The following is a 23,531-nucleotide window of genomic DNA, read 5'->3' on the forward strand; positions in this document are numbered from 1 at the left end:
GGGAGGCCCAACTCAACGGCGGGGGCGCCGGCGCCGGAGCACGACGGCGCCGAGCAGCACCAGGCCGAGCACCGACCCCCCGACGACCAGGCCCCACCGAGTGATGCTCCAGGGCCAGTCCGGCTCGGGGCGCTCGACCGTCGGCCGCTCGCGCGTCACCAGGTCGGTGGCCACGCTGAGGGCGGGGACGCCGGCGTCGACCGCCCCGACCACGGCGTACGACGGCCGGTCGCCGACCCCGAGGAGCACCAGGTCGCTCGGCCCCGCGCGTCCACCGGTCAGGTCGCCTCCGCTGGAGGCACGTGCCAGCAGGTGCTCCTCGTCGACCCAGCCGAGGGGCACGAGGTCACCGCCGGCGACCTCAGGGTGCAGAGGCGTCCGGGTGGTGTCCCCACCGTGACGAAACACGGTGTACCGACCATTCTCGAGGCCCACCCGCACGTCCAGCACGTCCTCCCCACGCAGCTCGGCATCCTTCGAGAACGACCCTCCTACCCGGAGCGGCACGCGGGACGGCTCCGTCGCGCCCGGCGGCAGGTCCAGCATCCGGCTGTCGCCGACCACCACCACCCGGCCGTCGTCGCCGACCGCCCAGGACAGCAGCGCGTTGCCGCGCGGCACCGGGAGCGGCTCGGACGTGGTCGCCCCCGGCGCGATCCGGCCGCCGACCTCCGTCTTGCCCCCCATCTCGAACTGGGTCCAGGACGCCATCTGGTCGCCGCGCCACACCAGCCACTCTCCCGCGGGCGACCAGTCGATCCAGGTCACCAGGACGCCTTCGCCGCCCGGGACAGGGACCTCGCGGACGTCGCCGGTCTCGAGGTCCAGCACCCGGATGCCGCTCGGGACGCGTCGCCGCGCGGCCTCCGGCCCGATCGTCGCCCACGCGTAGGCGAGCTGTCGGCCGTCGGGGGAGAGCGCGAGGCCCGGCGCGGTGGCCGCGACGGTGGTCCAGAAGTCGTTCCCGACGAATCCGGGCAGGTCGAGCAGGTGGTAGGCGCCATCCTCGGCGCCGACGACCACCGGGAGGCCCTCCTCCATGACGTACGCCGCGGCCGCCCGGCCGACGGCCACGTCGGACTCCACCCGGTCACTGGTCCACGACTCGTCGTCCCCCCCGCGCTCGGCGAGCCGGGCCGGCACCGCGTGGATCCGGTCCGGGACGCCGGGCCCCGCCGTACGCTCCGCCACCGGGGGACTCCCTCCCTCCGGGAGCCAGACCACCAGACCGCCGAGGAGCGCGACCCCTGCGACCCACGCCACCACTGCGGCCGCCCGGACGCGGCGCCGCGACCGGGTCGCCCGCGCCCACGTGTCGGCGGGCACGTCTGCCACCGGGGCCGCCTCGGCGACCCGGCCCAGTTCCTCGCGCAGCCGGCTCATGCCCGGTCCTGCACGAGCTCGGCGAGATCCGGAGCGAGCGTGCGCAGCCGCGCCAGCGCCTGGCGGCCGATCGACTTCACGGTGCCCGCACCGATCCCCAGCTCAGCGGCGGTCTGGACCTCGGTCAGGTCCTCGAAGTAGCGCAGCACCAGCACGGTGCGCTGCCGGGTGGTGAGCCGGGCGAGGGCCTGCTCCAGGGTCAGGCGCAGATCCGTGTCGGGCGCGCTCGCCGCCGCGTCGTACGACCCCAGCGCCGTCTCGCGGAGCTTCCGTTGCCGCCACCAGGAGACGTTCTGGGTGTACAGGATGCGTCGGACGTAAGGGTCCGGGTCACCCTCGATCCGGTGCCAGGCCTTGGCGGCCTTGAAGAGCGCTGTCTGCACGAGGTCCTCCGCCAGGTGAGCGTCCCCGGTGAGGAGGTACGCCGTCCGCGAGAGGGCGGGGGTGCGCGCGACGACGTACGCACGGAAGTCGTTCTCCGCGGTCGTGCCAGCCGGCATCCCGACCCCCTCTCATCCCTGAGGACGCAGGAACGGGCGGATCCGGGGGTCAGTCCGCGGAAGATTCGCCCAACTCAACGGTGAGGGAGGCCCAACTCAACGGTGAGGCAGGCCCAACTCAACGGTGGGGGTCAGCGGGCGCGGCGGGACATCCGCTCGACGTCCATGATCACGACCGAGCGGGGCTCGAGGCGCAGCCAGCCGCGGGAGGCGAAGTCGGCGAGCGCCTTGTTGACCGTCTCGCGGGAGGCGCCGACCAGCTGGGCGAGCTCCTCCTGGGTGAGGTCGTGGTGCACGTGCACGCCGTCGTCGGCGGTGCGGCCGAAGCGGTCGGCGAGGTCGAGGAGCGCCTTGGCGACGCGGCCGGGGACGTCGGAGAACACCAGGTCGGCGACGACGTCGTTGGCCTTGCGGAGCCGGCCGGCGAGCTGGGTGAGCAGGCCGCGGGCGACGACCGGGCGGCCCTCGAGCCAGCGCAGCAGGTCCTCGTGGGAGAGCGAGGCGAACGCCGCGTCGGTGACGGCGGTGACGGTCGCCGAGCGCGGGCCGGGGTCGAAGAGCGACAGCTCGCCGAACATCTGGCCGGGGCCGAGGATCGCGAGGAGGTTCTCGCGGCCGTCGGAGGAGGTGCGGCCGAGCTTCACCTTGCCGTCGAGGACGATGTAGAGCTTGTCGCCCGAGTCGCCTTCGTGGAAGAGCACATCGCCCCGGCGGAGGCGGCTCTCGGTCATCGAGGCGCGCAGCGCGGTGGCCGCCTCGTCGTCGAGGGCGCTGAACAGCGGCGCCTGACGCAGTACGTCGTTGTCCACGGGTCCTCCTCCTCGGGCCCTCACCTGCGCAGGGGCGTCCTCGTTGAATCCTAGCCAGTGGTCCATCTCACAGGCGACACCGACCCCAGCGAGTCGCCCCGGCCGAGGCTCGACCTGTCCGTGCCCGGCCGTACGCTGGGGGGGTGCCCGCCGACGAGACGCCGACGAGTCTGGTACGCCGCGCCCGCAAGATCGACCGGGTGCTCGCCCAGACCTACCCCGACGCTCGCTGCGAGCTCGACTTCGACGACCCCTTCCAGCTGCTGGTGGTCACGGTGCTCTCGGCGCAGACCACCGACAAGCGGGTCAACGCCGTGCGGCCGAGGCTGTTCGCGGCCTATCCCGACGCCCAGGCGATGGCCGCCGCCGACCGCGCGACCCTCGAGGGCATCGTCGGCCCGCTCGGGTTCTTCCGGGCCAAGACGGAGTCCCTGCTCAAGCTTAGCGCCGCGCTCGTCGAGGACCACGGTGGTGAGGTGCCGCCCCGGCTCGCCGACCTGGTCAAGCTGCCCGGCGTGGGCCGCAAGACCGCCAACGTGGTCCTGGGCAACGCGTTCGGCATCCCCGGCATCACCGTCGACACCCACTTCGGTCGGCTCGCCCGCCGGTTCGGGTGGACCGAGGAGACCGACCCGGTCAAGGTCGAGCACGCGGTCGGCGCGCTGTTCCCGAAGCGCGACTGGACGATGCTCAGCCACCACCTGATCTGGCACGGCCGGCGCGTCTGCCACAGCCAGAAGCCCGCCTGCGGCGCCTGCCCGGTCGCGCGCTGGTGCCCGGCGTACGGCGCGGGCCCGACCGACCCCGACGAGGCCGCCAAGCTCGTGAAGACCGAGGGGCGCGCATGAGGCGCCGGCTCGCGGCGGCCGCCGCCGGCCTGCTGGTCGTGCTCACCGCGTGCACCGAGACCGACAGCGGCGCGCGACCTGCGGACTCCTCCGGGACCGGCGTGTCGCGGGTCGACGTCGACACCCCGGAGCTGCGCGAGGCCAAGGCCGTGATCGGCGTCGAGGAGTGCGCCCCCGGCCGGGGCGAGGACGGCGCCCTGCCGGCGGTCACGCTGGCCTGCTTCGGCGGCGGGCCCCCGGTCGACCTGTCCACCCTCGAGGGCCCGCTGGTGCTGAACTTCTGGCAGGCCGCCTGCGGGCCGTGCCGCGAGGAGATGCCCGCGCTGCAGGAGTTCCACGAGCAGCACGGCCACGAGGTGCCGGTGATCGGCATCGACTTCCTCGACGTCGCACCGGACGCCGCCATGGAGCTCGTCGAGGAGACCGGGGCGACCTACCCGCTGCTGGCCGACCCGGGCGGCGAGCTCCAGGCCACGGAGCTGCGGCCACGCGGCCTGCCGACGTTCGTCTTCCTCGCCGCCGACGGCGAGGTCACGATGACCGCCGGCGGCGTGGAGTCCTCCGACGAGCTGGTCGACCTGGTGCGCGAGCACCTCGGGGTCGACCTGTGACGCTGCCGGAGTGGCTGCTCCCGGTCCGGGACGCAGCCGCCACGATCGAGGCCGAGCACCTGACCCGCTTCGTGCCGCCCGCCGGGTCCGCCACCCGCACCGGCGCGGTGCTGATCCTCTTCAGCGAGGGCCCCTCCGGCGGTGAGGTGCTGCTCACCGAGCGCGCCCACGACATGCGGTCCCACCCCGGCCAGGTCTCCTTCCCCGGTGGGGCGGTCGACCCCGGCGAGACCCTCGTCGAGGCCGCGCTCCGCGAGGCCGAGGAGGAGGTGGGCGTCGTCCCCGCCTCGGTCGAGGTGTTCGGCTCGCTGCCCGAGCTGTGGCTGCCGCCGAGCAACTTCGCGGTCACCCCCGTGCTCGGCTGGTGGCACGACCCCGGCGACGTCGGCGTGGTGAGCCGCGCCGAGGTGCACGCGATCCACCACGCGCCGATCGACGAGCTGCTCGACCCCGACCACCGCATCACCGTGCGCCACCCCACCGGCTACACCAGCCCGGGCTTCCTCATCGGCACCGACAAGGACGTCATCCTCTGGGGCTTCACCGGCGGCATCCTCGCCCGGCTCTTCGACTACCTCGGCTGGACCCGTCCGTGGGACGCCACCCGCGTGCGCGACCTGCCGGCGTACATGCTCGTCGGCGAGTCCCGCACCCAGCGCAACGCCCGAGCCGGGATGCTGGACATCGAGCACGAGGACGAGGAGCCCGGGTGAACCTGCTGGACTGGCTCCTCGTCGCGCTCGTGCTCGCCTACGCCCTCTCCGGCTACTGGCAGGGCTTCATCACCGGCGCCTTCGCCACGGCGGGGCTGCTGCTCGGCGGCCTCTTCGGCGTCTGGCTCGCGCCGACCGCGCTCGGCGAGGCCGCGCCGTCGCTCTGGGTCTCGCTCGGGGCGCTGTTCATCGTGATCCTGGCGGCCTCGCTCGGCCAGGCGCTCTTCCAGTACGTCGGGGCGCGGCTGCGCAGCCGGATCACCTGGCAGCCGATCCGCGCGCTCGACGCGGTCGGCGGCGCCGCCCTGAGCGCGGTCGCCGTGCTCCTGGTCGCCTGGGCGCTCGGCGTCGCGGTCTCCGGCAGCCGGATCGGGCAGGTGACCCCGCTCGTGCGGGAGTCGCAGGTGCTAGCCAAGGTCAACGGCGTCCTCCCCGCCGCCGCGCCGAGCGTCCTCGGCGCGTTCAACGACGTCGTCGGCACCGGCTTCTTCCCGCGCTACCTCGAGCCGTTCGCCCCCGAGCGGATCGTCGAGGTGGCGCCGGGGGACCAGCGGCTCCTCGGCCGGGCGCCGGTGGTGGCGGCGCAGGAGAGCGTGCTCAAGGTGCGCGCCGCCAACCGCTGCGGCCGCGGCGTCGAGGGCACCGGCTTCCTCTACGCCCAGGACCGGCTGATGACCAACGCCCACGTCGTCGCCGGCGTCGACGACCCCGAGGTGATCCTCGGCGACGTCGCCGTGCCCGCCACGGTCGTCCTCTACGACTCCCAGCTCGACCTCGCCGTGCTCGCGCTCGACTCCGGTGACCGGCCGGTCCTCGACCTCGACGAGGGCGCCGGGGCCAAGGACCCGGTCGTCATCCTCGGCTACCCCCAGGACGGCCCGTACGACGCGCAGGCCGGCCGGATCCGGGCCGAGCAGCGGCTGCGCTCGCCGGACATCTACGGCGACGGGTCGGTGATCCGCGAGGTGTACTCGCTGCGCGGGCTGGTGCGCCCCGGCAACTCCGGCGGGCCGATCGTGGAGCGCGACGGCGACGTGGTCGGCGTGGTGTTCGCCGCCTCGGTCACCGACCAGGAGACCGGCTACGCCCTGACCGCGAGCCAGGTCGGCGCGACCGCCGCCGACGGGGTCACCCGCCAGGGCGAGGTGTCGACGGGCGACTGCACGGGCTGAGCCCGACGGGTCAGTGCTTGCCCTGCAGCGCGCGGGGGATCTCGCGGCCCTGCTCGATCGCCTTCTCCGGCGCCTTGACCTGCTTGACCTTCTTGACCCCGACGAACGCCAGCAGCCCGGCGACGGCCACGTAGAGGCCGAAGACGATGAGGAACGCCCAGTGCAGGCTCAGCCCGCTGCCGTTCCAGTGGATGAAGTAGGCCAGCGAGACCGACAGCATGATGATCGCCAGGACGGCGACGAAGGCGGCGGCGGCGAACAGCCCGATCCCGATCCCGCCGGCCTTGACGCTGACCTTCAGCTCGCTCTTGGCGAGCTCGATCTCCTTGGAGACCAGCGTCGAGATGTCGCGGCTGGCGTCGGCGACCAGGCGACCGATGGTGGGGTCGCTGTCGCGGGGGCCGTGGACCGGCTCGGTGGCGGTGGCCATGCGTGTTCGTCCCTCTGCTCGGTGCGGATGCGGTGCTGGGTGCTCTGCTGGTGCTGCGGATGCTGCGGGTGGTCGTGCAGACCCTACAAGCCGGACGGGTCCTCCCGGGCGTCCCGCTGCTGGTAGACGTCCGGTACCCCGTCGCGATCGGCGTCGCGCTGCTCCTTCTCCTGGATGCGCCGGTAGACCTTGTTGCGGCTGCGCAGGACGATCGTCGCGAGCACCGTCGCGACCAGCGAGCCGACGAGGACGCCGACCTTCACGTGCTCGTCCTGCGGCGTCCCGGCGCCGTACGCGAGCTCGCCGATGAGCAGCGAGACCGTGAACCCGATGCCGGCGAGCATCGCCATCCCGACGACGTCGACCCAGGACAGCTCGTCGTCGAGGTCGGCGCGGGTGAAGGTCGCGAGCAGCCAGGTGGAGCCGCTGATGCCGATGGTCTTGCCGACCACCAGCCCCAGCATGATGCCGACCGCCACCGGGTCGGTGAGCGCGTCGCGCAGCCCCTGGAGCCCGCCCACGTCGACCCCCGCGGCGAAGAACGCGAACACCGGCACCGCGATGCCCGCCGAGATCGGCCGCACCAGGTGCTCGAGGTGCTCGGCGAGGCCGGGTCCGTCGCCGGCGGCCTGGCGCACGACCGGCACCGTGAAGCCGAGCAGCACGCCCGCCACCGTGGCGTGCACCCCCGACTCGTGCACCAGGGCCCAGGCGACCACGGCCAGCGGCACCAGCAGCCACCCGGACCGGATCCGCTTCTGCACGAGCACGGCGAAGGCGGCGATCGGCAGCAGCGCCAGCAGGAGGTACGTCGGGCGCAGCTCGTCGGTGTAGAAGATCGCGATCACCGTGATGGCGAGCAGGTCGTCGACCACGGCGAGGGTCAGCAGGAACGTACGCAGGCCGGTCGGCAGGTGGGTGCTGATCACGGCCAGGATCGCGACCGCGAAGGCGATGTCGGTCGCGGTCGGGATCGCCCAGCCGGCGAGGTCCCCGTCGAAGCCGGCGTTCCACGCGACGTACAGCAGGGCGGGGACGGCCATGCCGCCGACCGCCGCGACCACCGGCAGCGCGGCCCGGCGCGGGTCGCGCAGGTCGCCGGCGACGAACTCCCGCTTGAGCTCGAGGCCGACGACGAAGAAGAAGATCGCGAGCAGCCCGTCGGCCGCCCAGGTGCCGAGGGTGAGGTCGAGGTGGAGGGACTCCGGACCCACCCGGAGGTCGCGGAGGTCGGCGTACGAGCCCGACCAGGCGGTGTTCGCCCAGACGATCGCGACCAGCGCGCCGGCGATCAGCAGCATCCCGCCGGTCGTCTCGGCGCGCAGCACCTCGGCGATGCGGGAGCTCTCCAGGAAGGAGCCGCGGGAGAAGAGGCGCTGCGGGGTGCGGGGGGTGGGCTCGGGCTGGGTCATGGGACCTCCGGGGTCGGCGGGACGACTGCCGACCAGACTTCCCGGCGCACCACGAACCAGCCTAGCGACCGGGGTCGCCAGGCTGGTCGGTGGTGCGCGTCAGTCCTCGGGCTTGTCGGAGAGACCCGAGGAGATCAGGTCCATCACCGAGGAGTCGGCCAGCGTCGTCACGTCGCCGACCTCGCGGTGCTCGGCGACGTCGCGCAGCAGCCGGCGCATGATCTTGCCCGAGCGGGTCTTGGGGAGCTCGGGGACGATCATCACCTGGCGCGGCTTGGCGATCGCGCCGATCTGCTTCCGCACGTGGTTGCGGAGCTCCTCGACGATGTCCTCGCCGCCGTCCCCGGCCTCGTCGCGCAGGATGACGAAGGCGCAGACCGCCTGACCGGTGTCCTCGTCCTTGGCGCCCACGACCGCCGCCTCGGCGACCTTGGGGTGGGACACGAGCGCCGACTCGATCTCGGTGGTGGAGAGCCGGTGGCCGGAGACGTTCATGACGTCGTCGACCCGGCCGAGGACCCACAGGTCGCCGTCGCTGTCCTTCTTCGCGCCGTCGCCGGCGAAGTACCAGCCCTTGCCGTCCTCGCCGAACCCGGCGTACCGGGACCAGTAGGTGTCGCGGTAGCGCTGGTCGTCGCCCCAGATGGTGCGCAGCATCGCCGGCCACGGCTCGGTGAGCACGAGGTAGCCCCCGGACCCGTTCGGCACCGACTCGCCCTCCTCGGTCACCACGTCGGCCGCGACGCCGGGGATCGGGATCATCGCCGAGCCCGGCTTGCCGTGCGTGACGCCCGGCAGCGGGCTGATCATGATCGAGCCGGTCTCGGTCTGCCACCAGGTGTCGACGACGGGGGTGCGGTCGCCGCCGATGACGTGGCGGTACCAGACGTAGGCCTCCGGGTTGATCGGCTCACCGACCGAGCCGAGGATCCGCAGCGAGGACATGTCGCGCCGGTCGGGGATCTCGCGGCCCTGCTTCATGAACGAGCGGATCGCGGTGGGCGCGGTGTAGAAGATCGTGACGCCGTACTCCTCGATGATCTGCCACCAGCGGCCGCGCTCGGGGGAGTCGGGGGTGCCCTCGTAGAGCACCTGCGTGGCGCCGTTCGCGAGCGGCCCGTAGACGATGTAGGAGTGGCCGGTGACCCAGCCGATGTCGGCGGTGCACCAGTAGACGTCGGTCTCGGGCTTGAGGTCGAAGACCGCCCAGTGGGTGTAGGCGCAGCCGGTGAGGTAGCCGCCGGTGGTGTGCAGGATCCCCTTCGGCTTGCCGGTCGTGCCCGAGGTGTACATGACGTAGAGCGGGTGCTCGGCGTCGAAGAACTCCAGCGCGTGCTCGGTCGAGGCGCCGTCGACGGCGTCGTGCCACCACACGTCGACCCCGTCGTCCCACTCGACGTCCTGCCCCGTGCGCCGCACCACGAGCACCTTCTCCACGACGTCGGTCTTCGTCCGCGCCTCGTCGACCGCCGGCTTGAGCGCGGACGGCGCGCCGCGGCGGTAGCCGCCGTCGGCGGTGACCACGACCTTGGCCTGGCAGTCGGTGAGCCGCGAGGCGAGCGCGTCGGAGGAGAACCCGCCGAAGACCACCGTGTGCGGCGCCCCGATGCGGGCGCAGGCCAGCATCGTGACGACCGCCTCGGGGATCATCGGCATGTAGATCGCCACCCGGTCGCCGGTCGCGACGCCGAGGTCGGTCAGTGCGTTGGCGGCCTTGCAGACCTCGTCCTGGAGCTCGGCGTAGGTGATCGTGCGGGTGTCGTCGGCCGGCTCGCCGACCCAGTGGAACGCCACCTTGTCGCCGCGGCCGGCCTCGACGTGCCGGTCCACGCAGTTGTACGCCGCGTTCAGGCGCCCGCCGACGAACCACTTCGCGAACGGCGGGTTGCTCCAGTCGAGCACCTGGTCCCAGCGCCGGTCCCAGTCGAGCCGGTCGGCCTGCTCGGCCCAGAAGCCCTCCCGGTCGGCGGCCGCCCGGGCGTACGCCTCCTCCTTGAGGTTCGCCTCGGCCGCCAGCTCGGCCGGGGGCTCGAACCGACGGTCTTCCTTCAGCAGGTTCGAGAGGGTCTGGTCGCTCACGTCGTGCTCCTGGGGGTCGGGTCGGAGGTGGCTCACGCCACACTAGGCGGGAGTTGCGGGACGTCGTACGGGTGGGCGGCGATCACCACCCACCCGTACGACGTCCGGCTCGGGTCAGTGCTGGATCGCCTGCTCGGCGCCCGCGCCGGTGAGCGCGCGGACCTCGAGCTCGGTGTGGCGGTCCTCGGCGGTCGGCTCCTGGGAGGTGACGCTGCCGAGCCAGCCGAGGAAGAAGCCCAGCGGGATGGAGACGATGCCGGGGTTCTCCAGCGGGAACCAGGAGATGTCGATGCTGCTCGGCAGCAGCGACAGGCTCTTGCCGGTCGGGTCCTCGCCCTTGCCGGACACCACCGGCGAGAAGAGCACCAGGCCGACCGAGGAGATCAGGCCGCCGTAGATGCTCCACACCGCACCGCGGGTGTTGAACCGGCGCCAGAACATGTTGTAGACGATCGCCGGCAGGTTGGCCGAGGCCGCCACCGCGAACGCCAGCGCGACCAGGAACGCGATGTTGAGGTTCTGCGCCGGGATCGCCAGCGCGATCGCGATCGCGCCGATGGCCGCAGCGGCGATCCGGGTCATCCGGATCTCCTCCTGCTCGGTGGCGGTGCCCTTCTTGATCACGTTGTTGTAGATGTCGTGGGCCACCGACGCCGACGACGTCAGCGTCAGGCCGGCGACCACGGCGAGGATGGTCGCGAAGGCGACCGCCGCGATCAGGGCCAGCAGGACCGCCCCGCCCGTGGTCCCGGCGCCACCGCCGACCTCCTCGGCGAGCCGCGGCGAGGCGAGGTTGCCCGCGGCGTCCAGGGTGCCGGTGTCCAGCAGCGCCGCGGCGCCGAAGCCCAGGACCAGCGTGAACAGGTAGAACACCCCGATCAGGCCGATCGCCCACAGCACCGACTTCCGCGCGTCGCGCGAGGTCGGGACCGTGTAGAAGCGGATCAGGATGTGCGGCAGCCCCGCCGTGCCCAGCACCAGCGCCAGCCCGAGGCTGAGGAAGTCGATCTTGCTGGTCAGGCTCACGCCGTACCGCAGGCCCGGCTCGAGGAACGCCGACCCCTGGCCGGAGTTCGACGCCGCGGTGCCGAGCAGGTCGGAGAGGTTGAAGTCGAACTTGATCAGCACCAGCACGACGATCAGCGCGGAGCCGGTCATCAGCAGGACGGCCTTGACGATCTGCACCCAGGTGGTGCCCTTCATGCCGCCGACGGTGACGTAGAAGATCATCAGCGCGCCGACGGCGACGATGGTGAGGTTCTTGACCGCCTGGTCGTCGACGCCGAGCAGCAGGGTGACCAGCGCGCCCGCGCCGACCATCTGCGCGAGCAGGTAGAAGATCGAGACGACGACCGTCGAGGTCGCCGCCGCCATCCGGACCGGGCGGCGGCGCATCCGGAACGCCAGCTGGTCGGCCATCGTGTAGCGGCCGGAGTTGCGCAGCATCTCCGCGACCAGCAGCAGCGCCACCAGCCAGGCCACGAGGAACCCGATCGAGTAGAGGAACCCGTCGTACCCGGAGAGCGCGATCGCGCCGGAGATGCCGAGGAACGACGCCGCCGACATGTAGTCGCCGCCGATCGCGAGGCCGTTCTGGACGCCGGAGAACGAGCGGCCGCCGGCGTAGAAGTCGTTGGTGCCGGACGTCTGCCGGCTCGCCCAGAAGGTGATGCCGACCGTCAGCGCGACGACGACGAGGAAGAGGCCCGAGGTGAGCACCTGGTCGTCCATGTCAGCGCCCCTGTCCCATGTGGGCGCGGTACTCGTCGTCGAGGACCCGCGCCAGCGGGTCGAGCTTCGCGGTGGAGAACCGGCTGTAGAGCCAGGCGAGCAGGAACGTCGTCACGAACTGCAGCAGCCCGAAGACCAGGGCCACGTTGATGTTGCCGATGAGCTTGGTGTCCATGAAGCCACCCGCCCAGTTCGACATGACGACGTAGAGCAGGTACCAGGCCAGGAAGGCCACCGTCGCGGGGAACACGAAGCCCCGGTAGAGCCGGCGCAGCTCGGTGAACTCCGGCCGGTCGTGCAGCTCGTCGTACACGGGGTCGTGGCGCTCGGCCTGCCCCGGGTCGTGGTGCTCGGAGGTGCTGCTCACGGGTGGTCCCCTCTCGGGCGTGACGTGGATGTGATCGCCGTCACGGTAGAAGCGGCGGGCCGCGCCGATCAGCGGTGACCGGGCCGTTGTCGCCGAGCGGATCGGCGGTGTCGGTGAGCGGTCGCTCCGGGGCGACGAACGGTCGTGAGGTCCGGTGAGGTCGTGAGGCCCGTGAGGTCGTGAGCAGAAGTTGACGGCACCGGTACGGCGGCAGGTCACCGGTGTTACGACGGCTCCCGAGGATCGGGGTCATGACGATCACCGACCCCCGCGCGGCGGCTGCACCCACCGACCCGGCGCCGCGCCGCGGCCGCTGGATCGACGACTGGCGCCCGGAGGACCCGGAGTTCTGGGAGTCGACCGGACGCCGGGTCGCCCGCCGCAACCTGATCTGGTCGATCTTCGCCGAGCACCTCGGGTTCTCGGTCTGGCTGATCTGGAGCGTCAGCTCGGTCTTCCTGGTGTCGATGGGCTTCGACTTCGGCCCGCAGCAGCTGTTCCTGCTCGTGGCGCTGCCCAACCTGGTCGGGTCCCTGCTCCGGCTGCCCTACACGTTCGCGGTCCCGCGGTTCGGCGGTCGCACCTGGACGATGGTCAGCGCGGCGCTGCTGCTGGTCCCGACGCTCGGCTTCGCGGTCGCGGTGCAGGACCCCGGCACGCCGTACTGGGTGTTCTGCCTGATCGCGGCGACCGCCGGCCTCGGCGGCGGGAACTTCGCCAGCTCGATGGCGAACATCAACTTCTTCTACCCCAGCGACAAGAAGGGGGCCGCGCTCGGTCTCAACGCCGCCGGCGGCAACTTCGGCGTCTCGCTGATCCAACTCTTCCTGCCGGTGATCGTCGGCGGCGCCGGGATCTTCGGGATGGTCAAGGCGAGCGACGGCGGGATCCACCTCGAGCGGGCCGCCTACGTGTACGCCGGCCTCGCGGTGGTGGCGACGCTCGCGGCGTACCTGTTCATGGACAACCTGAGCTCGGCGCGGTCGAGGCCGCGCGAGCAGCTCCAGGTGGTCAGGGAGCCGCAGACGTGGGTGATGGCGTTCCTCTACCTCGGGACGTTCGGCTCCTTCATCGGCTACTCCGCCGCGATGCCGCTGCTCATCAAGCTCAACTTCTGGGTGCCGGACCCGGCCCCGCTCGGCACCGGCATCTACTTCGCCTACTTCGCCTTCCTGGGGGCGCTCGTCGGCTCCGCGACCCGCCCGCTCGGTGGCTGGCTGGCCGACCGGTACGGCGGCGCGCGGGTCACCCTGGCGGCGTTCGGCGGGATGATCGTCTTCACGCTCGCCGTGCTGTGGACGCTCACGCAGCTGACACCGAACCCGGGCGCCAGCCCGGCGGTCGCCGAGGACAACCAGTCCTGGTTCCCCTGGTTCCTCGCGTTCTTCCTCTGCGTCTTCGCCAGCACCGGCATCGGCAACGGCTCGACGTACAAGATGATCCCGGCGATCTTCCGCACCCGCGCCGAGCGGGCCAGCACCCCCGGCACCGCCGAGCGCGCCACCGCGCTCGGCGTCGCCACCAAGCAGGCCTCGGCCGCGATCGGCGTCATCGGCGCGGTCGGCGCCGTCGGGGGCTTCCTCATCCCGATCGCGTTCAGCTCGCCGTGGGTCGAGCAGCCGATGGAGGCCACCAAGGGCGCGTTCGTCGTCTTCACCGGCTTCTACCTGCTCTGCGCCGCCGTGACCTGGTTCGTCTTCCTGCGCCGGCCGACCCCGGCGAGGGCGCACACCAGCCTCGCCGGCGCCGGGATCTGAGCGGCGTGACCGAGACCCGGACGCACTGCCCCTACTGCAGCCTGCAGTGCGGCATGACCCTCGCGCGGGAGGGCCGCCGCCTGGAGGTGCGGGCCTGGCCGGAGTTCCCCGTGAACGAGGGCGCCCTGTGCCGCAAGGGCTGGACGGCGACCGGGCTCCGCGGCCACCGCGAGCGGCTCACCACGCCGCTGCTGCGCGACCGGGCGACCGGCGAGCTGCGGGCCGCGTCCTGGGACGAGGCCCTCGACCTGGTCGCCGACCGGCTCCGGGCGCTGCAGGCCGCGCACGGCCCGGACACGGTCGCGGTCTTCGGGGGCGGGGGGCTGACCAACGAGAAGGCCTACCAGCTGGGCAAGCTCGCCCGGGTCGCGCTGCGCACCAGCCGGATCGACTACAACGGCCGCTGGTGCATGAGCTCCGCGGCCTCGGCGGCCAACCAGGCGTTCGGGATCGACCGGGGGCTGCCCTTCCCGCTGGCCGACGTCGAGGACACCGACGTGCTCGTGCTGGTCGGCTCGAACCTCGCCGAGACGATGCCGCCCGCGGCCCGGCACCTCGACCGGCTCCGCGCGAACGGCGGCCACGTCGTGGTCGTCGACCCGCGGCGTACGCCGACCGCCGACCGCGCCGACACCTTCCTCCAGCCCGTGCCCGGCACCGACCTGGCGCTGAGCCTGGGCCTGCTGCACCTGCTCGACGCGGCCGGCGCCGTCGACGAGGAGTACGTCGCGGCGCGCACCACCGGCCTGGACGCGGCCCGTCGTACGGCGGCCGCCTGGTGGCCCGAGCGGGTCGAGCGGGTCACGGGCGTCCCCGTCGCCGAGCTGCGGGTGCTCGCGGAGCGGCTCGCCGCCGCCGGGCGGGTCACGGTGCTCACCGCGCGCGGCGCCGAGCAGCACGCCCAGGGCACCGCCACCGTGCTGGGCTGGATCAACGTGGCGCTCGCGCTCGGAATGCCCGGGAGGCCGCACGCCGGCTACGGGTGCCTGACCGGCCAGGGCAACGGCCAGGGCGGGCGCGAGCACGGGCAGAAGTCCGACCAGCTGCCCGGCTACCGGATGATCGACGACCCGGCCGCCCGGGAGCACGTGGCGCGGGTCTGGGGCGTCGAGCCCGCGTCGCTGCCGGGGAAGGGGCTCTCGGCGTACGAGCTGCTCGAGTCGCTCGGCACCGGCTCGCGGGCGCTGCTGGTCTTCGGCTCCAACATCGTGGTCTCCGCGCCGAACGCCACGCACGTCGCCGAGCGGCTCGCGGCGCTCGACCTGCTCGTGGTCGCCGACCTCGTGCTGAGCGAGACCGCCGCGATGGCCGACGTCGTCCTGCCGGTCACGCAGTGGGCCGAGGAGACCGGCACGATGACCAACCTCGAGGGCCGGGTCGTGCTCCGCGAGCGCGCGGTCGCCCCGCCCGACGGGGTGCGCAGCGACCTCGACGTGATCGCCGGCCTCGCCGCGCGGCTGGGCTCGCCCGGGGTCTTCGCCACCGACCCCGAGGAGGTCTTCGCCGAGCTCGGTCGCGCCTCCGCGGGCGGCCGCGCCGACTACGCCGGGATCAGCTACGACCGGATCCGCGCCGAGCACGGGGTGTTCTGGCCCTGCCCCACCCCCGAGCACCCCGGCACGTCCCGGCTCTTCGCTGCCTCCTTCGCCACTCCCGACGGGCGGGCACGGTGCGTGGACGTCGACCACGCGGGCCCCGCGGAGCCGCTCGACGTGGCGTACCCCGTGCACCTGACGACCGGTCGGGTGCTCGCGCAGTACCAGTCCGGCGCCCAGACCCGGCGGGTGCGGGAGCTGCCCGACGACGGGCCGTTCGTCGAGCTGCACCCGATGCTCGCCGACCGGATCGGCGCCCACGACGGCGAGCCGGTGGTGGTCAGCACCCGCCGCGGGCAGCTGACGGCGCCGGCCCGGGTGGTCGCCACGATCCGCCCGGACACCGTCTTCGTGCCGTTCCACTGGGTCGGCGCCAACCGGCTCACGCACGACGCGCTCGACCCCATGAGCGGGATGCCGGAGTTCAAGGTCTGCGCCGCGGCGGTGGGTCTCGATACGCCGTCGCTCGTCCCTCGCGACGGCTACTCGACCACCGAGAGGGCGTCATGAGCGGCGAGCGGGTCGTCGTGGTCGGGTCCGGCATGGCCGCGACCCGGCTGGTCGAGGAGCTGGTCGCCCGGCGGACCGGGCACCACGTGACGGTGCTCGGCGACGAGCCGCACGCGCCGTACAACCGGATCCTGCTGTCGGCGGTCCTGGAGGGCACCCACAGCCGCGCGGCGCTGACCCTGCGGACGGCGGGGTGGTACGCCGAGCAGGGCGTCGACCTGCGGCTCGGCGCCCGGGTCCTGGACGTCGACCGCGACGCCCGCGAGGTGATGCTGGTCGACGGCACCCGGCTCGGCTACGACCGGCTGGTGCTGGCCACCGGGTCCGTCCCGACCCTCCCGCCGATCCGCGGGCTCGTCCGGGTCGACGGCCGGCTGCACGACGCGGTGCACGCGTTCCGCAGCCTCGACGACTGCGACCGGCTGGACGCCGCGGTGACATCGGGCTCGACGGGCTCGACCCACGGTGCTGTCCGGCGCGCGGTCGTCGTGGGCGGCGGGCTGCTCGGCCTGCAGGTCGCCCGGGCGCTCGGCGTCCGCGGCCTCGCCGTCGAGGTGGTCGAGGGCGGCGAGCACCTGCTGCGCAGCCAGGTCGACGCGAAGGCGGGCGCGATCATCGCCCGCGACCTGCGCCGGCTGGGCGTGACCGTCTACACCGGCGCCCGGGCGGTGCGCCTCGACGACGCCGGGCTGGTCCTGGACAACGGCTACACGCTCGAGACCGACCTGGTCGTGCTCACCGCCGGAGGCCGCCCGAGCACCGCCCTGGCCCGGCGCGCGGGGCTCACCGTGCGCCGCGGGATCGTCGTCGACGACCGGCTCCGCTCGGTGGCCGACGAGCGCGTCCACGCCGTCGGCGACTGCGCCGAGCACGGCGGCCGGACCACCGGCTTCGTGCCGCCCGCCTGGGAGCAGGCCGCGCTGGTCGCCGCCCACCTCGCCGGCGAGGACGTCACCTACGCCGGCACCCGCAGCGTGGCGCGGCTGCGGGCCACCGGGCTCGAGGTCGCCGTGCTCGGGGACCCGCAGGCCACCGGCGGCGAGGTCGTCGAGGTCACCAACCCCGTCGTCGGGTCGCACCGCCGCCTCGTCGTCCGCGACGGCCGGATCGTCGCCGGCACGCTGGTCGGCGACCTGTCCCGCATCGGTCTGATCACCCAGCACTACGACCGCGGCACGGTCCTCGGCCCGACCGAGCCCGGCCTGCTGCTGATGCCCGACCGCGCCACCGCGGCCGCCGTCCCCGTGCTGCCCGACGACGCGGAGGTCTGCGCGTGCGCCGGCGTCAGCGCCGGGGCCGTGCGGGCCTGCGCCTCGCTCGAGGAGGCCCGGCAGACCACCCGTGCCACCACCGGCTGCGGCGGCTGCTCCGCCGCCGTCCGCCTGCTGCTCGCCGCCCGCACCGCCCCCTTGGAAGGAACCCCCCGATGAGCCCCCAGCACCGCCCCCACCAGCGCAGGACGCTGGTCGTCGTCGGCCACGGCATGGTCGGCCACCGCTTCGTGCAGGCGGCGATCGAGCGCGGCCTCACCGAGACCCACGACATCGTGGTGGTGGGCGAGGAGCCGCGGCCGGCGTACGACCGCGTCGCGCTCACCTCGTTCTTCGAGGTCGGCGCGGACGCGCTCTCCCTCCTGCCGTCGGGGGCGTACGACGACCCGCGGGTGCGGCTGGTCCTCGGCACCGCGGTCGAGGGCGTCGACCCCGAGACCCGCACCGTGCTGCTCGCGGGCGGCGAGGTGCTGGTCTACGACGAGCTGGTGCTGGCGACCGGGGCGGCCCCGTTCGTGCCGCCGGTGCCCGGGCACGACCTGCCCGGCTGCTTCGTCTACCGCACCGTCGAGGACCTCGAGGCGATCCGCGAGGCGGCCGGCGCCGCGACCGTGGGCGCGGTCGTCGGCGGCGGCCTGCTCGGGCTCGAGGCCGCGAACGCGCTCGCCCAGCTGGGCCTCGAGACGCACGTGGTCGAGATGGCGCCGCGCCTGATGGCGGTCCAGGTCGACGACGCCGGCGGGGCGGTGCTGACCCGGCACATCGAGAAGCTCGGCCTCAGCGTGCACACCGGCGCCCGGACCTCCGCGGTGCTCGAGCAGGACGGCCGGGCGGCGGGCCTGGACCTGGGGGAGGCGGGCACGGTCGAGGCCGAGGTGGTGGTCTTCTCCGCCGGCATCCGGCCGCGGGACGCGCTGGCCCGCGCCGCGGGCCTCGACCTCGCCGAGCGCGGCGGCGTCCTCGTCGACGAGCGGTGTCGCACCTCCGACCCGCACGTGTGGGCGATCGGCGAGTGCGCGGCGCCGGCCGGCCGCATGTACGGCCTGGTCGCGCCCGGCTACGCGATGGCCGAGGTCGTCGTCGACGCGCTGCTCGGCGGGTCCGGCAGCTTCACCGGCGCGGACCTGTCGACCAAGCTCAAGCTGATGGGCGTGGACGTGGCCAGCTTCGGCGACGCGTTCGCGACCACCCCCGACGCGCTGGAGCTGGTCTTCGCCGACGCGGTCGCCGGGGTCTACAAGAAGCTGGTCGTCTCCGAGGACGGCCGGCAGCTGCTGGGCGGCATCCTGGTCGGCGACGCCTCGGCGTACGGCGTGCTGCGGCCGATGGTCGCCAGCGGCATCGAGCTGCCCGCCAACCCCGAGGAGCTGATCCTGCCCGCGGGCCGCGGCGGCGCGGTCGACGTCGGCCTGCCCGACGAGGCGCAGGTGTGCTCCTGCAACGACGTCACCAAGCGCGCCATCCTCGACGCCGTCGACGAGGGCGGCACGTGCGACAGCCCGTCCTGCGTGACCCGCTGCACCCGCGCCGGCAGCACCTGCGGGTCCTGCAAGCCGCTGGTCAAGAAGATCGTCGAGGACCACTTCGCGGCCGTCGGGCGGACCGTCGACCGCAGCCTGTGCGAGCACTTCCCGCTCACCCGCCAGGAGCTCTTCGACGTGGTGGCCGTGCACGGCCACACGCGCTTCGACGACATCGTCGCCGCGCACGGCCGCGGTCGCGGGTGCGACGTCTGCAAGCCGGTGGTCGCCTCGATCCTGGCCAGCCAGCTGAACGGGCACGTGCTCGAGGCGGACCGGCGGACCCTCCAGGACACCAACGACGCCTACCTCGCCAACATCCAGCGCAACGGCACCTACTCGGTGGTGCCCCGCATCCCCGGCGGCGAGATCACCCCCGAGAAGCTGATCGTGATCGGCCAGGTCGCCCAGGACTACGGGCTCTACACCAAGATCACCGGCGGTCAGCGGATCGACCTCTTCGGCGCCCGGATGGAGCAGCTGCCGGAGATCTGGCGCCGGCTCGTCGACGCCGGCTTCGAGTCCGGGCACGCCTACGGCAAGTCGCTGCGCACGGTGAAGTCCTGCGTCGGCTCGACCTGGTGCCGGTACGGCGTGCAGGACTCGGTGCAGCTGGCCGTCGACCTGGAGCTGCGCTACCGCGGGCTCCGCTCGCCGCACAAGCTCAAGGGCGGGGTCAGCGGCTGCGCGCGCGAGTGCGCGGAGGCCCGCGGCAAGGACTTCGGCGTGATCGCGACCGAGAAGGGCTGGAACCTCTACGTCGGGGGCAACGGCGGCGCCACCCCGGTGCACGCCCGCCTGCTCGCCGGCGACCTCGACACCGAGACGCTGGTGCGCTACCTCGACCGGTTCCTCATGTACTACATCCGCACCGCCGACCGGCTGCAGCGCACGGCTCCCTGGGTGGACTCGCTCGACGGCGGCCTGGAGCGGGTGCGGGCGGTGGTGGTCGACGACGAGCTGGGGCTGGGCTCGGAGCTGGAGGCGGCGATGGCCGCCCACGTGGACTCCTACTTCGACGAGTGGAAGGCGACCATCGAGGACCCGGCGAAGCTGGAGCGGTTCGTCTCCTTCGTCAACGCCCCCGGCGTCCCGGACCCCACGATCTCCTTCCGCGAGGAGCGGGGGCAGGCGGTGCCCGGCGACCCGGTGCCGCTCGGGGCGACGATCCCGGTCGGGGCGCCCCGATGACGACGTACACCGCCGTCTGCCGGCTCGCGCAGATCGAGGTCGAGGGCGCGGTGTGCGCGCTGGTCGACGGCGAGGCGGTCGCCGTGTTCCGCACCCACGACGACGAGGTGCTGGCGATCGGCAACTACGATCCCTGCTCACGGGCCTCGGTCCTGGCCCGTGGCATCGTGGGGACCCGGGGAGACACCGTGTTCGTGGCCTCCCCGATGCACAAGCAGGCCTTCGACCTGCGCACCGGACAGTGCCTCGACGACGCGGCGGTCCGGGTCCCGACGTACGACGTCCAGGTGGGTCCCGACGGCACGGTGCTCGTCGGCCGCAGGAGGGAGGGTCCGTGACCGAGCTGCCGCTGGCCGGCTTCCGGGTCGGGGTGACCGCCGCCCGCAAGGTCGAGGAGCAGGTGGCGCTCCTCGAGCGCCGCGGGGCGGCCGTCGAATGGGCACCCGCGCTCTCCCAGGACCCCAACCAGGTCGACGACGTCGAGCTGCGGGCGGCGACCGAGGACGTGCTCGCGCGGCCGGTCGACATGTTCCTCGCGACCACGGGCATCGGCATGAAGGCGTGGTTCGCCGCCGCGGACCGCTGGGGGCTCGCCGACCGCCTGGTCGCGGCGCTCGGCGACGCCGAGATCCTCGCCCGCGGCCCCAAGTCCGTCGGCGCGCTGCGCCGCCGCGGCCTGCGCGAGCTGTGGGCGCCGGAGTCGGAGTGCTTCGAGGACGTGCTCGAGCACCTGCGCGGCCGCGACCTGACCGGGATCCGGATCGTCGTGCAGGAGCACGGCCAGTCGCTCTCGATGGTCGCGCACGCGCTGCGCCGCCGGGGCGCCGACGTCCGGGTCGTGACGGTCTACCGCGTCGTCGGCGCCGAGGACCCCGAGCCGATGTTCCGGCTGATCGACCTGATCGCCGACCGCGAGCTCGACGCCGTCACCTTCACCTCCGCGCCCGCGGTCGCCGCGCTGATGGGCGCGGCCGGACCCACCGGCCGCCGCGACGACGTGGTCACCGCGTTCCAGGCCGACGTGGTCGCGGCCTGCGTCGGCCCGGTGACCGCCGCGGCGTTCGAGCTCTGGGGGGTGCCCACGATCGTCCCCGAGCGCTCCCGGCTGGTCGCGATGGTCAAGCAGCTCGAGACCGAGCTGCCCTCGCGCCGCGGCGGGCTCGCGCTCACGCTCACCGGCGGCTCCGTGCTCCTCCTGCACGGCGACGACGTGCTCCTGGACGGGGTCGAGGTGCGGCTCTCGGCGGCGCCGGCGGCCGTCCTCCAGGCGCTGGTGGCGAACCCCGGCAACGTCGTGTCCCGGCGCGCCCTGCTCGCCATGCTGCCGAGCGGCACCGCGGGCTCGGAGCACGCCGTGGAGATGGCCGTCGCCCGGCTCCGCGCCGCCCTCGGCACCAAGGCGGTCCAGACCGTCGTCAAGCGCGGCTACCGGCTCGCGGTCGGTGGTTGAGGGACCGCTGACCTGGGCTCCTCGACGTGCCGCGGGCTCCGGCGCCGGGGGACGGCTCAGCCGCGGTGCTCGGCCACGAGCAGCGCCAGGTCGTCGCCCAGCACCCCGCCCACCAGCGACCGCAGGACGTCGAGCGCCTCGTCGAGCGAGGACTCCAGCGGGCCCTGGGCGATGGGGGCCAGGACCGCGTGGTGGTCGACGAACTCGCCGTTCGGCAGCCGGGCCTCGGCGAGACCGTCGGTGAACAGCACCATCCGGTCGCCGGGGTGCAGGGTGCCGCGGGAGACCACCGGCGTGACCCCGAGGCCGAGCGGTGGGCTGTGCACCATGATCAGGTCGCAGAGCTGCCCGTGCGACACGACGACCGGGGCCGGGTGGCCGCAGGTGAGCGCGTCGTACGTGCCGTCGGCGCGCAGCTCCACGAAGCAGGCGGTGACGAAGTCCTCGTCGGTGAGGTAGGAGCGCAGCCGCCGGTCGACGCGCACGGCGACGTCCGCGAGGTCGTCGAGGTCGGCGGCGGCGGACCGGAACTCGCCGAGGACGATGGTGGCGGTCCGCACCGCCGAGAGGCCCTTGCCGCGCACGTCGCCGACGAGCAGGCGGACGCCGTCGGGTCGCGGCACGACCTCGTAGAGGTCGCCGCCGACCTGCGCATCGGCGGCGGCGCTGACGTAGCGCGCGGCCAGGGCGACGGTGCCGGTGCGGGCCGGGGGCGGGGCCAGGATGGCGCGCTGCGCCGCCTCCGCGACCCGGGTGACATCGGCCAGCCGGCTGCGCTGCTCGCGGAACGCCGCGGCGTTCTCGAGGGCGAGCGCCGCGCGGTCCGCGACGTCCTCGAGGAAGGAGACGTCGTCCTGGGAGTAGCGCCGACCCGACGCGGCGTGGATGAGCGTGATCGCGCCGAGGACCCTGTCCCGGCCGCGCAGCGGCGCCACCAGGGCGCTGGTGATCCCCAGGCCGGCGAGCACCTCGCGGTGCTCCTCGCTCGTCGCGGCCGCGGCGAGCAGCTCCGGCGGGACGGACGGGTGCACCTCGCTCACCCCGGTGCGGACCACCTGCGGGGGACCCGCCGGCGCGTCCATCCGGATGGGGAAGCGGCCGTGCAGGGCGCGGGTGCGGGCCGAGGTGGGCGGATCGGCGTGCACGAGGTGCGCGGTCTGCAGCACGCCGTTCTCGAGCAGCTGCACGACGCAGCAGTCCGCGAACCGGGGGACGAGCAGCCGGCCGATCTCGTCCAGCGTCGCCGGGAGCTCCAGGGTGCTCGCCAGTGTCATCGAGGCCTCCGCCAGCAGCGCGAGCCGCTGGGCCGCGGCGCGCTCCTGCTCGAGGCCGGCGGCCCGCTGCAGGGCCCGGCTGAGCGCGTTGCCGAGGGCGTCGAGGAAGCCGGTGGTCGCTCCGTGCGGGCGGCGCCCGGGGGTGAAGGAGAGCGCCAGCAGACCGGTGCCGGTGCCCTCGTGCAGCAGCGGGACGAGGTGCAGGCTGCGCTCCTCGGTGTAGTACCCGCGCAGGTCCGGGAAGGCGAGCTCGATCTCCGACCGGTCGGCGTAGTGGTGCGGGGTCGCCGTCCGCACGGCGACGGCGAGGGGGCTCGCCGAGTCCAGCGGGACCTCGTCGTACTTCCCCTGGATGCCCTGGCCGGCCCCGTCCCAGGCGATCGAGCGCAGCACCTCGCCCTCCAGGACGAAGACCCGGGACGAGGAGGCGGCGAGGGTCGCGCCGGCGTTCTCGACGAAGCTCTGGGCCACCTCCCGCGGGGTGGAGGCGCTGGTGAGGTCGGCGGCCAGCGAGTCCAGGAGCCGCTGGGAGAGGTGCGCGGTCGCCTCCAGCCGGCGGCGGTAGCGCTGCCCGACGGCGGCCGCCCCCACGGCGGCGAGCACGATCACGGCGCAGCCGACCGCCCGGACCCAGAACTCGAAGGTGTCCACCGTGCCGTGCCAGGCGCCGGAGGCCACCGCCGTGGCGATGCTCGCGGCGCCGACGGCAGCGGTCCACCGGATCCGCGAGGTGATCGAGGTGACGACCGCGGCCCCGCCGTACACGCCGGCGAGCTGGACGCCGCTGACGAGATCGACCACGAGCAGCGCGCCGAGCAGCGCCAGCGACGCGGCGACGACGGGGCCGTCCGGCGGACGGCCCTGCAGGCGGAACCGGTCCACGGCGCTCCTGTCAGGTGTCGCTGCGT

At 73.7% G+C, this 23,531-nt stretch carries 19 protein-coding genes; 10 read left to right on the forward strand and 9 right to left on the reverse strand.

Going from position 1 to position 23,531, the window contains the following annotated elements; all coding sequences use genetic code 11:
- Window positions 1-12 precede the first annotated feature (12 nt).
- The 3 genes from H4O22_RS01905 to H4O22_RS01915 all read right to left on the reverse strand — a co-directional run bounded on the left by H4O22_RS01905 (window position 13) and on the right by H4O22_RS01915 (window position 2,692).
- Window positions 13-1,383, reverse strand: coding sequence for a hypothetical protein (locus tag H4O22_RS01905; protein WP_182525428.1), 1,371 nt, complete (start codon window positions 1,381-1,383; stop codon window positions 13-15).
- Window positions 1,380-1,883, reverse strand: a complete 504-nt coding sequence (locus H4O22_RS01910) for a SigE family RNA polymerase sigma factor (protein ID WP_182525429.1) — start codon at window positions 1,881-1,883, stop codon at window positions 1,380-1,382. The genes H4O22_RS01905 and H4O22_RS01910 overlap by 4 nt, the downstream gene beginning before the upstream one ends.
- A 131-nt stretch (window positions 1,884-2,014) precedes the next feature.
- Entirely contained in the window at window positions 2,015-2,692 is a 678-nt protein-coding gene (locus H4O22_RS01915) for a Crp/Fnr family transcriptional regulator (protein WP_182525430.1), read from the reverse strand.
- 143 nt (window positions 2,693-2,835) lie between these two features.
- Here H4O22_RS01915 and nth point away from each other — a divergent pair, with 143 nt between their 5' ends.
- Genes nth through H4O22_RS01935 form a run of 4 tightly spaced genes read left to right on the forward strand, consistent with a single transcriptional unit; the run spans window position 2,836 to window position 6,036 of the window.
- On the forward strand, window positions 2,836-3,540 hold the full coding sequence (gene nth, locus H4O22_RS01920; RefSeq protein WP_182525431.1) for an endonuclease III: 705 nt from the start codon (window positions 2,836-2,838) through the stop codon (window positions 3,538-3,540).
- Complete coding sequence (locus H4O22_RS01925) at window positions 3,537-4,151, forward strand: TlpA family protein disulfide reductase (protein ID WP_182525432.1); 615 nt, start codon at window positions 3,537-3,539, stop codon at window positions 4,149-4,151. The genes nth and H4O22_RS01925 overlap by 4 nt, the downstream gene beginning before the upstream one ends.
- Complete coding sequence (locus tag H4O22_RS01930) at window positions 4,148-4,864, forward strand: NUDIX hydrolase (RefSeq protein ID WP_182525433.1); 717 nt, start codon at window positions 4,148-4,150, stop codon at window positions 4,862-4,864. The genes H4O22_RS01925 and H4O22_RS01930 overlap by 4 nt, the downstream gene beginning before the upstream one ends.
- Window positions 4,861-6,036, forward strand: a complete 1,176-nt coding sequence (locus H4O22_RS01935; RefSeq protein WP_182525434.1) for a MarP family serine protease — start codon at window positions 4,861-4,863, stop codon at window positions 6,034-6,036. The genes H4O22_RS01930 and H4O22_RS01935 overlap by 4 nt, the downstream gene beginning before the upstream one ends.
- A 10-nt stretch (window positions 6,037-6,046) precedes the next feature.
- Here H4O22_RS01935 and H4O22_RS01940 read toward each other — a convergent pair whose 3' ends face one another.
- From H4O22_RS01940 to H4O22_RS01960, 5 genes are all read right to left on the reverse strand, one after another.
- A complete protein-coding gene (locus H4O22_RS01940) occupies window positions 6,047-6,466 on the reverse strand; it encodes a phage holin family protein (protein ID WP_182525435.1) in 420 nt (139 codons plus the stop codon).
- Between the two features lie 83 nt (window positions 6,467-6,549).
- Window positions 6,550-7,878, reverse strand: a complete 1,329-nt coding sequence (gene nhaA, locus H4O22_RS01945) for a Na+/H+ antiporter NhaA (RefSeq protein WP_182525436.1) — start codon at window positions 7,876-7,878, stop codon at window positions 6,550-6,552.
- Window positions 7,879-7,977: 99 nt separating this feature from the next.
- The gene (acs, locus tag H4O22_RS01950; protein ID WP_182525437.1) at window positions 7,978-9,957 is read right to left on the reverse strand and encodes an acetate--CoA ligase; all 1,980 of its coding nucleotides are present in this window, start codon (window positions 9,955-9,957) and stop codon (window positions 7,978-7,980) included.
- Between the two features lie 114 nt (window positions 9,958-10,071).
- A complete protein-coding gene (locus H4O22_RS01955; RefSeq protein ID WP_182525438.1) occupies window positions 10,072-11,688 on the reverse strand; it encodes a solute symporter family protein in 1,617 nt (538 codons plus the stop codon).
- A 1-nt stretch (window position 11,689) separates the two neighbouring features.
- Window positions 11,690-12,055: a DUF485 domain-containing protein gene (locus H4O22_RS01960; RefSeq protein WP_182525439.1), complete on the reverse strand. Its 366-nt coding sequence runs from the start codon at window positions 12,053-12,055 to the stop codon at window positions 11,690-11,692.
- A 251-nt stretch (window positions 12,056-12,306) separates the two neighbouring features.
- Here H4O22_RS01960 and H4O22_RS01965 point away from each other — a divergent pair, with 251 nt between their 5' ends.
- Genes H4O22_RS01965 through H4O22_RS01990 form a run of 6 tightly spaced genes read left to right on the forward strand, consistent with a single transcriptional unit; the run spans window position 12,307 to window position 21,349 of the window.
- The gene (locus H4O22_RS01965; protein WP_182525440.1) at window positions 12,307-13,812 is read left to right on the forward strand and encodes an MFS transporter; all 1,506 of its coding nucleotides are present in this window, start codon (window positions 12,307-12,309) and stop codon (window positions 13,810-13,812) included.
- 5 nt (window positions 13,813-13,817) lie between these two features.
- Entirely contained in the window at window positions 13,818-15,917 is a 2,100-nt protein-coding gene (locus H4O22_RS01970) for a molybdopterin oxidoreductase family protein (RefSeq protein ID WP_280530176.1), read from the forward strand.
- Entirely contained in the window at window positions 15,914-17,347 is a 1,434-nt protein-coding gene (locus H4O22_RS01975; RefSeq protein ID WP_182525441.1) for an FAD-dependent oxidoreductase, read from the forward strand. The genes H4O22_RS01970 and H4O22_RS01975 overlap by 4 nt, the downstream gene beginning before the upstream one ends.
- Window positions 17,344-19,899, forward strand: a complete 2,556-nt coding sequence (gene nirB, locus H4O22_RS01980) for a nitrite reductase large subunit NirB (RefSeq protein ID WP_182525442.1) — start codon at window positions 17,344-17,346, stop codon at window positions 19,897-19,899. The genes H4O22_RS01975 and nirB overlap by 4 nt, the downstream gene beginning before the upstream one ends.
- Window positions 19,896-20,237 carry a nitrite reductase small subunit NirD gene (gene nirD, locus H4O22_RS01985; RefSeq protein WP_182525443.1) on the forward strand — a complete coding sequence of 114 codons (342 nt, stop codon included), beginning with the start codon at window positions 19,896-19,898 and terminating at the stop codon, window positions 20,235-20,237. The genes nirB and nirD overlap by 4 nt, the downstream gene beginning before the upstream one ends.
- Entirely contained in the window at window positions 20,234-21,349 is a 1,116-nt protein-coding gene (locus tag H4O22_RS01990) for a uroporphyrinogen-III synthase (protein ID WP_220451250.1), read from the forward strand. The genes nirD and H4O22_RS01990 overlap by 4 nt, the downstream gene beginning before the upstream one ends.
- Window positions 21,350-21,405: 56 nt before the next feature.
- Here the strand turns inward: H4O22_RS01990 and H4O22_RS01995 are convergent, their stop codons facing one another.
- Window positions 21,406-23,505, reverse strand: a complete 2,100-nt coding sequence (locus H4O22_RS01995; RefSeq protein ID WP_182525444.1) for a PP2C family protein-serine/threonine phosphatase — start codon at window positions 23,503-23,505, stop codon at window positions 21,406-21,408.
- Between the last annotated feature and the right edge of the window lie 26 nt (window positions 23,506-23,531).

Origin of the sequence: Nocardioides dongkuii (assembly GCF_014127485.1) — a bacterium.
Lineage (GTDB): Bacteria > Actinomycetota > Actinomycetes > Propionibacteriales > Nocardioidaceae > Nocardioides > Nocardioides dongkuii.

Coding starts and splice junctions, on each gene's coding strand:
- H4O22_RS01975 (WP_182525441.1), top strand. CDS start 15,914: ATGAGCGGCGAGCGGGTCGTCGTGGTCGGGTCCGGCATGGCCGCGACC.
- nirD (WP_182525443.1), top strand. CDS start 19,896: ATGACGACGTACACCGCCGTCTGCCGGCTCGCGCAGATCGAGGTCGAG.
- H4O22_RS01965 (WP_182525440.1), top strand. CDS start 12,307: ATGACGATCACCGACCCCCGCGCGGCGGCTGCACCCACCGACCCGGCG.
- nirB (WP_182525442.1), top strand. CDS start 17,344: ATGAGCCCCCAGCACCGCCCCCACCAGCGCAGGACGCTGGTCGTCGTC.
- H4O22_RS01905 (WP_182525428.1), bottom strand. CDS start 1,383: ATGAGCCGGCTGCGCGAGGAACTGGGCCGGGTCGCCGAGGCGGCCCCG.
- nhaA (WP_182525436.1), bottom strand. CDS start 7,878: ATGACCCAGCCCGAGCCCACCCCCCGCACCCCGCAGCGCCTCTTCTCC.
- H4O22_RS01925 (WP_182525432.1), top strand. CDS start 3,537: ATGAGGCGCCGGCTCGCGGCGGCCGCCGCCGGCCTGCTGGTCGTGCTC.
- H4O22_RS01910 (WP_182525429.1), bottom strand. CDS start 1,883: ATGCCGGCTGGCACGACCGCGGAGAACGACTTCCGTGCGTACGTCGTC.
- H4O22_RS01955 (WP_182525438.1), bottom strand. CDS start 11,688: ATGGACGACCAGGTGCTCACCTCGGGCCTCTTCCTCGTCGTCGTCGCG.
- H4O22_RS01940 (WP_182525435.1), bottom strand. CDS start 6,466: ATGGCCACCGCCACCGAGCCGGTCCACGGCCCCCGCGACAGCGACCCC.